Source organism: Halalkalibacter flavus (assembly GCF_036663575.1).
Taxonomy (GTDB): Bacteria; Bacillota; Bacilli; order Bacillales; family Bacillaceae_D; genus Halalkalibacter; species Halalkalibacter flavus.
The window spans coordinates 73,223-81,851 of record NZ_JAWRVK010000022.1 but is presented as its reverse complement, the minus strand read 5'-3'; the positions used below and the strand labels follow the sequence as shown (position 1 = coordinate 81,851).

Genomic DNA, 8,629 nt, shown 5'->3' with positions numbered 1-8,629 from the left:
CATCGGCGCAAAAGAGCTTAACGACCGTGTTCGGCATGGGAACGGGTGTGACCTCTTCGCTATCGCCACCAGACTATATATAGGCCATTTTCCAGAAAATGGCTTGAACATCGGATTCCTCATAAGGTATCTTAGTTCACTTTTTGAGATGGTTCTCTCAAAACTAGATAATGCGTTATAGAAACCATTGTCACACTTCACGAAGTATGACTTCAAGAATCAATTATTGGATAAGTCCTCGACCGATTAGTATCTGTCAGCTCCACGTGTCGCCACGCTTCCACACCATACCTATCAACCTCATCATCTCTAAGAGGTCTTACTAGATTAACTCTATGGGAAATCTCATCTTTCAAAGAACTCGTTAATCGCTGTTACATTAGCGACATTACTTATCATAACATAACATTAAGTTCTGCGCAATAACTTTTTGAAAGTTTTTTCGCAACCATCACCGATTTAATCAATCATTCGTGTCGACAAGGAACAATATATCAAGAATAATAATTCTGCGCAACATTTGATTTAAAATTAATTTTTGCGGCTAGATTTAATAATCTATCATAGTTCGACAAGAAGATCAACCGAAAATCTACATCCACTCTACTATTACCACAACAATCAAACACCAACCACGACCCAATAATCAATTTCTACCTATAGTATATACTTTAAATAACACTCACACTAATACTCCATAAGCGTTACAAGTTCGCCCCCAAGATCCTTGCATCAACTCTTCTAGCGCACATCTTAACACTCCTACAACCACAAACCTTTCTCCCTAAAGCAATTTTAACTTACTTACTTTATTTACTCACCTTAGACACACACCCTCCCCCTTACCTCACTTCACCCGGTACGAAAAACAAACACAAACAATCCGGAACAACTTCTCATCCCCCTAGATCACAATATATATTTCCTATGCAATAATCGCGGAATACCAGTACTTTCAACGCCCATAAAGTGACACCTTAACACAATTCCCAACAAAAAGAGACACCCCCTTCAAATGAAGATTAGTGTCTGTTTTACAGTCAATTTATAAAGGTTTCCTATCTTCAATCCACACTATTATTTCTAAAAGCAAAATAAAAGTAAAATCCATTCAAAACTGTTAGCAACGCTAAACCAATAAACACATTGCTATACATTATCGCATGGCTTTGCGCAAACGAAATTGGATTTAGCAAAACCCCGCTATCATAATCTAATATTTTCCCAATGACCGCCCCACCAATGGCACCAGACATAAAATTAAATAAGTTGTAAATCCCCATCCCCACCCCTATTTCATTTCTAGGAAGAGACGTTGAAATTAACGTTGCCGTTCCCGTCTGCAGAAAAGGGAAAGCAATGTAACATACAATCACCACAACCCCGATCACCCAAGCAGGACTGCCAATAAAGGTCGATAACAGGAAAAATCCCATAATCATAAGCGCAAAAGCAATATAGACAACTTGTTTCGCGCCACACTTGTCAGTTAGCATACCTGCCACTTTCCCAATAAAAGCAGCCGCCATCGCAGCAGGAAAGATAGTCAGCCCGATATATAACGTATTTAGTCCGTTAATCTCACTTAACATCAGTGGCAACATAAACATCATGCCAAACATCGTCATGATCGCTAAAAAACCCGCTATAATGGTGGTTCTAAAAGGTCCGTTTCGAAACAAGTCAGGGCGGATAAATGGATTGTCAGTACTTACTGTTCTACCAGCAAACAAACCAAAGAATCCGATACTACTTACAAGAAACCACCAATTAAACAACGTTATAAAGAGCATCAATGCAGCAACCGCTATTGCAATCAACACTGCACCAAAGATATCCACTTTCCCTTCTCTCTTCTCCTCTTCCGGCATCCACATCCAGAAAAACGGAATCGCAAAGATGACAAGGGCAGAAATCAAGAAGAGAAACTGCCAGTTCAAGACACCAGCAACAAATCCGCCTATCACCGGCCCAACTCCAGAAGCAAATGCCATCGTGCTTGAAACAATCCCTAGAACTCTTCCCCTTTCTTTCTGGAAATACCTTGTCGGCACAATGAAAACCAAAGCAACAATTGAGGACGCCCCCGCAGCCTGAATGATACGGGCAAGGACAATAACCTCAAAGTTCGGTGCAAAAAAACCTAAAATCGCCCCTGACACAAAGAAGCTAAGTCCAATCGTTAGTAATTTTTTCAAAGGGTATATATCAGCTAACTTCCCATACATCAACGCTCCAATAGCATAAATGACAATATAACCCGTAACGACCCAGCTAACCTGTGAAGGCGCAAGGGAAAACGACAGGGCAATATCTGGTACAGCAATCATAAACATGGTTCCATTCATCACAGAAAACAATAACACCGAACAAATTAAGAAGATAAGCTTCTTCTTCTCTGATCTACTCAGACTCTTTTCTAGCCCCACTTGCCCAGCAATCGTTGTCACACCTTTTCACTCCCCTTCCTCGTTTACGTAATCGCCCTTGCCATTTTTTATCTCGAATTCATTATACTCTAGTTACGAAGAATTAATCTATTATTCAGCTCATTTCTCTCTCTTACTAGTTCATCTAGATTGAGTAATCTTGAATGAACCTTTTGTATATAATTGAAGCAAATGAACTGATATAATGTTCAATCAATTCTAATAATGTTAGCACTCTTTTATCTATCGACCCGAATCTCAATTCATTCTAGGTGTAATTCACCACTCTTTTTTTAAAACCATTACACTATGACAGGTCAGATTTCTGCCCAACATGAGCGAAATAACTCAGTGTGTAAATGAAGAAAGCGAACCCTACGTCGGATCCACTTCCCTCTTATATATTCAGTTTTTCACGAGAGAAGCAGTTTTCTGTGCCCCCTCTTCCCTCCTACAAAACCTCTCCATTGCTTTCGATCACCTTTTTATACCAATGAAATGACTTTTTCTTCTTACGTTCCAATGTTCCACTTCCGTCATCATTTTTGTCGACGTAAATAAATCCATAGCGCTTCGACATTTCACCTGTTGACATACTAACTAAATCAATACACCCCCAGCTTGTATAACCCATGAGTTCCACACCATCTTCCACGGCTTCTCCCATCGCTTGTACATGTTCACGCAAGTAATCAATCCGATAGTCATCGTTAATAGAACCATCTTCCTCCATCTTGTCGTATGCGCCTAAGCCATTTTCAACAACAAATAGCGGCACCTGATATCTTGAAAAAAGCTTGTTTAAACTTATACGTAAACCAACAGGATCGATTTCCCATCCCCAATCGCTCGCTTTTAGAAATGGGTTCTTCACTCCACCGACAATATTTCCTTGTGCTTTCTCTTCTTGCGTTTTTTCTTGTTTATCCGTACGCGACATATAATAACTCAACCCAATATAATCAACCGTACCTTCTTTGATAATGTACAAATTTCCATCCTCAATGTCTAATTCAATCTTTTTTTCCTTAAAGAAACGCTTGATGAAAGCTGGGTACTCTCCACGTACATGGACATCCGTACAGAAAAAGTTAAATAATTCCTCTTCCTTTAACGCATACATCACGTTTTCTGGATTGCTATCGTAAAAATACACGGGTGCAAAAAGAATCATGCAGCCAATTTTCGCATCAGGAATGATATCTTTGCAGGCTTTTACAGCTAAGCTACTCGCAACAAACTGATGATGAAATGCTTGGAAAGTCTCTTGGTAACGATCATCTTCATTTTGAGGTGAGAAGCCCATGCTCATAATTGGCATCTTTAAAGCTCCGTTGATTTCGTTAAAAGTCATCCAGTATTTCACTTTATCCTTATACCGTTTTAGAATCACATTCGTATAGTTCTCAAAGAAGCTAATAACTTGACGACTTCTCCAACCGCCGTATTCTTTCACTAAGTGTAATGGCATTTCATAGTGGAAATCGTGACGACTGGTTCAATTCCATACGAAAGCAGCTCATCAAAAACCCTATCGTAAAAAGCCAATCCCTCTTCATTTGGTTCTTGCTCATCACCATTTGGAAAAATCCTTGTCCATGCGATCGACAATCGAAACAGTTTAAATCCCATTTCGACAAACAATGCGGTATCTTCTTTGTAGCGATGATAAAAATCAATAGCTTCATGATTTGGGTAACGGTAGTTTTCGCGATCAATTTCAAAATTAAAACCAGATGACATTAATATTTTCAGGCGCTCTTTCCCACCAGGCAGAACATCAGCAATATTTAAGCCCTTATTCCCTTCATCGAATCCACCCTCTATCTGGTTCGCAGCCGTAGCACCACCCCATAAAAAACCTTCAGGAAATTTCATCTGTTCATTATTCATTCCTTAATCCTCCCGCTTGAACGATAAGTTAAACAATCAATAGTATGTCCAGATTAAATTTGGCAATTATTCACACACCATAGCACTGGACGAACAAAAAGAGTGGACCCCATTTTGAGATCCACTCCTCTTCTCTTTTACAATTTCACTAAAATGTACACTTTCAGGAAATCGTTTTCAGTATTGCTTATCATTAACTAATTTTTCTTTCTTCTTCAGCAGCATCTGCTTCCAATTTCTTATTTGTTCTGTACCAGAACCATGCGACAGCCCCTACAATCACCAAGTTGACAACAAGGAAGACAACCTGAGATGGTGAGTACGCATTTGGCATTGCTTCTGCTACACCAATTGGTGAGAAGAATGCGTATACCCCAAGCATAATTACAATTAGAACGGCTGAGAAAGCCTTCGCATGCTTCCATGGTGTTAAGTCAACTTTTTTCGCGTCATTTAACACAAATGGAGTCTTACGAGGATCAATTCTTCCAAGAACAAGCATGACAAAAATATCAACCGCTAGTAGAATGGAAAGAACATATAGGAAGTTCACATCCGCTAAGAAAACTTTCGATAAAGAGTACAACACAATGTGAACGACAATAACTACTTTACCAGCATAAGCAGGAACTCGTTTACTAAAGAAACCAACAAGGATCATAGCAATAATTGGTAAGTTATAGAAGCCGTTCATTTCTTGTAGATACGCATATAAACCTGATGGCGCATACATAATGAATGGAGCAACGATGACTGCCGCAAGCGCTAACATAAAGGCAAAAATACGACCTACTTTAACGAGTTCTTTATCTTTTGCATGCGGTTTAAAGATTGGCTTGTAAATATCTAAAGAGAATAATGTAATTGCACTATTTAACGTATTGTTAAATGAACTTAAAATGGCCCCAAATAACACAGCAGCTAAAAACCCTGATAACGCAATTGGAAGAACATCAACAACAAGCGTTGGGTAAGCGGCATCATTATTGCTTAAGTTATCTCCATATAATAAGAATGCAATGATTCCCGGTAATACTAAGAACGTCATACCAAATACTTTAAATAAGCCTGCAAATAATACCCCTTTTTGCCCTTCTGCTAAGTTTTTCGCAGCAAACGTACGTTGGATAATTGATTGATTCATCGCCCAATAGAAAATGTTATTAAATAACATACCTGTAATTAATACTGGCCATGGAACAGATGATGTCATACCACCGATGGAGTTTAACTTTGTTGGGTTCGCATGTAACAATTCATGAACACCAGTAGATAAATTTCCACCTCCAAGGGCAACTAAAGCTAAAATTGGAATAAGCAAACCACCGATAACTAAACCGATTCCGTTAATAGTATCACTCATCGCAGCAGCTCGAAGGCCCCCAAGGATAATGTAACCTAAGCTAATAATCCCAATGGCTGCTGAGATAATAAGTACGAGCATAAATGGACTCATGGTCGTGTAAGATGTCAACGAGAAAATACTATCTAGTACTAATGCGCCCGAATAAAGAACTACTGGTAAAAATGCAACAGCGTAACTGATTAAGAATAAGATGGATGCGATCTGTCTTGTTCGTAAGTCATAACGTCTTTCAAGGAAATCTGGAATCGTTGTGAGTCCAGCTTTTAAGTACTTTGGCAATAGGATTAGTGCCATAATAATCAACGCAAGTGGTGATGTTACTTCCCACGCCATAACGGCCATACCCTCACCAAATGCCTGTCCGTTAAGTCCAACAATTTGTTCGGTTGATAGATTGGTTAAAATTAGTGATGAAGCGATTACAATTCCAGTTAAACTTCTGCCACCTAGAAAATAACCATCCGTTGTTGTTAGATCCGTTCCCCTTGTTTTGTACCACGAAAACCACATAACAAAAACTGTATAAAGCAAGAACGTTGAAACAATTACCCAAATCATATATAGTACCTCCTCAATTAAGAGAACATTTCGGTAAAAATGCTCTCTTAATTTTCTAGTTAAAAACTTGATGTAAGATTAGCTTTTTACATTTTTTTCATTCTCTTATTTTTCTTTATTATAATAATTGACTGTTACTCTTTGAATAATTGTAACTTATAAAAATTTTGCAATCGATTTCAATATAAAGATGTAAAAATGTGACAACTACGATTCTTCTTTTCCGTTTACTAGTTTACTACTGTCTGAGACGCACGAGCCAACTGAACTGGATTTCCTGTTTCAAGAGATTGTTTTGCAGCTTTTGCAATTCGTTCCGCTTGAAGGCCATCAAATCCAGTGCAAGTAATTTCAGTGTTTTCTAGGCACGCTTTTGCAAACTCTGTTACTTCATCAATATAGGCTTGCGTGTAACGCTCAAGGAAGAAGTACAACGGCTTATCTTTTGTTACGCTTTCAGCTGTTGAAACTTCCACATTCGTTGCACGGTTATTGTCAGCTTGAGCTGTTCCATTATCACCAAAGATTTCAACACGTTGGTCATACCCATAAACAGCTTGACGACTATTGTCAATTACTCCTAAAGATCCATTCTCAAACTTCAATGTGATAATTGCTGTATCAATATCTCCTGCTTCACCGATCGCTTGATCCACAAGAACCGTACCATGAGCTGATACTTCAACTACTTCACTGCCCATTAAATAACGCGCCATATCAAAATCATGAATCGTCATATCCATAAATAGTCCACCAGACGATTTCACATAATCAACATTAGGAGGCTCAGGGTCACGCGACGTAATTTTCAAGATATGCGGATTTCCGATTGTACCGTCCTGAACAAGTGAACGAACTTTTCGGAAGTTCGGATCGAAACGACGATTAAACCCAATTTGGATTTTCACACCTGCTTTTTCAACTTCAGCAAGAGCTTCTTCCGTTTCTTCTACAGAGAAGCTAACTGGCTTCTCACAGAAAATATGTTTCCCTGCTGCTGCAGCTTCTTTAATCAAATTGGCGTGTGTTGTTGTTGGAGAACAAATAAACACGGCATCAATTTCAGGGTCATTTAACAACTCTTTGTAATCAGTTGTTAACACATCGATCTGTTTCTCTTCCGCCCAAGATTGAAGGTGATCGATCGCAACATCTGATACACTTTTCACACGAATTTCTGGAACTAATCTTAGGTTATCAACATGTAATCTACCAATTCGTCCTGCACCAATGATTCCTAACGTTAATTTACTCATTTTTCAATTCCTCCATTTTGATTAAGCGCTTACCCAAAACACATAATAAGTTAAGCGTTTTCTTTGATCCTATTATAAACACCTTATATTTCATTTTTCAAGGATAAATTATAATATTTACCATGAAAACATTTTAACTTCCAGTTTTAGTGAAAATAACATGTGTTTTCCCAGCAACTTAATTCTACTTTTTTCATCGTTTTTCTTACAATCTTCTAGTCATTCCTATATCATAATGGTAAAGCGCTTTCCTTAATCGTTATTTTATATCAACACTTTAAAATGTTCAATCTTTTTTTGGTAATTAGCGCATAATTTTTTTGTTACGTAATAATTTAAGTTTTTAGTCACCTTTAAATTAAGAGCTAGATGTGCAAGGGTCTATCTCCACTTTGCTTCCTGTCACCTCCCATACAGTTAAGAAACCAACGACTCAGGTCGTTGGTCTTAACTGGTCATATTTTATGAAAACATACCCATTTTCACATTTTCTGATATGATCAAGGTAGGCTCTGTCGAATTTTGAATATCCTCAATTGTATATCCTTCTGCGACTTCAAGTAACTCTAAACCTTTCTCAGTCACATCAATAACAGCGCGATCGGTAATAATTCGATTCACAACCCTTTGGCCCGTTAATGGCAAAGAGCATTTTTTCAATATTTTCGGTTGACCTGCTTTATTAACGTGTTCCATAATCACAACAATTTTCTTCGCACCGTGAACTAAATCCATGGCACCACCCATCCCCTTAATCATCTTTCCAGGGATCATCCAGTTTGCCAAGTCGCCATTTTCAGCCACTTCCATTCCACCTAAAATCGCTAAATCAATATGGCCGCCTCTAATCATCGCAAAGGACTCAGCATTGCTAAAAAAGCTTGCTCCTGGAATAGCTGTAACCGTTTCTTTTCCCGCATTAATTAAATCTGGATCGACATTATCCTCTGTTGGGTAAGGTCCAATTCCTAATAAACCATTTTCTGATTGCAAAAAGATGCTTTTGTTCTCAGAAATATAATTAGCAACCATTGTCGGCATCCCAATTCCTAGATTAACGTAAAAGCCGTCCTGTATCTCTTTTTCTGCTCTTTTTGCAATTTGAATTCTAACATTTTTACTCATCG

General features: G+C 38.3%; 4 protein-coding genes, 1 rRNA gene, 1 pseudogene and 1 other annotated feature. All 6 genes and pseudogenes read right to left on the bottom strand.

What is annotated here, in order from left to right:
• Positions 1–73: ribosomal RNA gene (gene rrf / locus SAY88_RS15205) — 5S ribosomal RNA — on the bottom strand; the annotation flags it as partial.
• 165 nt (positions 74–238) lie between these two features.
• Positions 239–338 (bottom strand) — a sequence feature (23S ribosomal RNA rRNA prediction is too short).
• A gap of 726 nt (positions 339–1,064) precedes the next feature.
• Positions 1,065–2,450, bottom strand: coding sequence for an MFS transporter (locus SAY88_RS15200; protein ID WP_332632722.1), 1,386 nt, complete (start codon positions 2,448–2,450; stop codon positions 1,065–1,067).
• Between the two features lie 430 nt (positions 2,451–2,880).
• Positions 2,881–4,322: pseudogene (locus SAY88_RS15195) on the bottom strand (glycoside hydrolase family 1 protein).
• Positions 4,323–4,515: 193 nt separating this feature from the next.
• Positions 4,516–6,246 (bottom strand): solute:sodium symporter family transporter, encoded by a 1,731-nt coding sequence (locus SAY88_RS15190; RefSeq protein ID WP_332632720.1) that lies wholly within the window; start codon positions 6,244–6,246, stop codon positions 4,516–4,518.
• A 230-nt stretch (positions 6,247–6,476) separates the two neighbouring features.
• Positions 6,477–7,502, bottom strand: a complete 1,026-nt coding sequence (gene iolG / locus SAY88_RS15185; RefSeq protein ID WP_332632718.1) for an inositol 2-dehydrogenase — start codon at positions 7,500–7,502, stop codon at positions 6,477–6,479.
• Positions 7,503–7,964: 462 nt separating this feature from the next.
• Complete coding sequence (locus tag SAY88_RS15180; protein ID WP_332632717.1) at positions 7,965–8,627, bottom strand: CoA transferase subunit B; 663 nt, start codon at positions 8,625–8,627, stop codon at positions 7,965–7,967.
• Between the last annotated feature and the right edge of the window lie 2 nt (positions 8,628–8,629).

Coding starts and splice junctions, on each gene's coding strand:
- SAY88_RS15190 (WP_332632720.1), bottom strand. CDS start 6,246: ATGATTTGGGTAATTGTTTCAACGTTCTTGCTTTATACAGTTTTTGTT.
- iolG (WP_332632718.1), bottom strand. CDS start 7,502: ATGAGTAAATTAACGTTAGGAATCATTGGTGCAGGACGAATTGGTAGA.
- SAY88_RS15180 (WP_332632717.1), bottom strand. CDS start 8,627: ATGAGTAAAAATGTTAGAATTCAAATTGCAAAAAGAGCAGAAAAAGAG.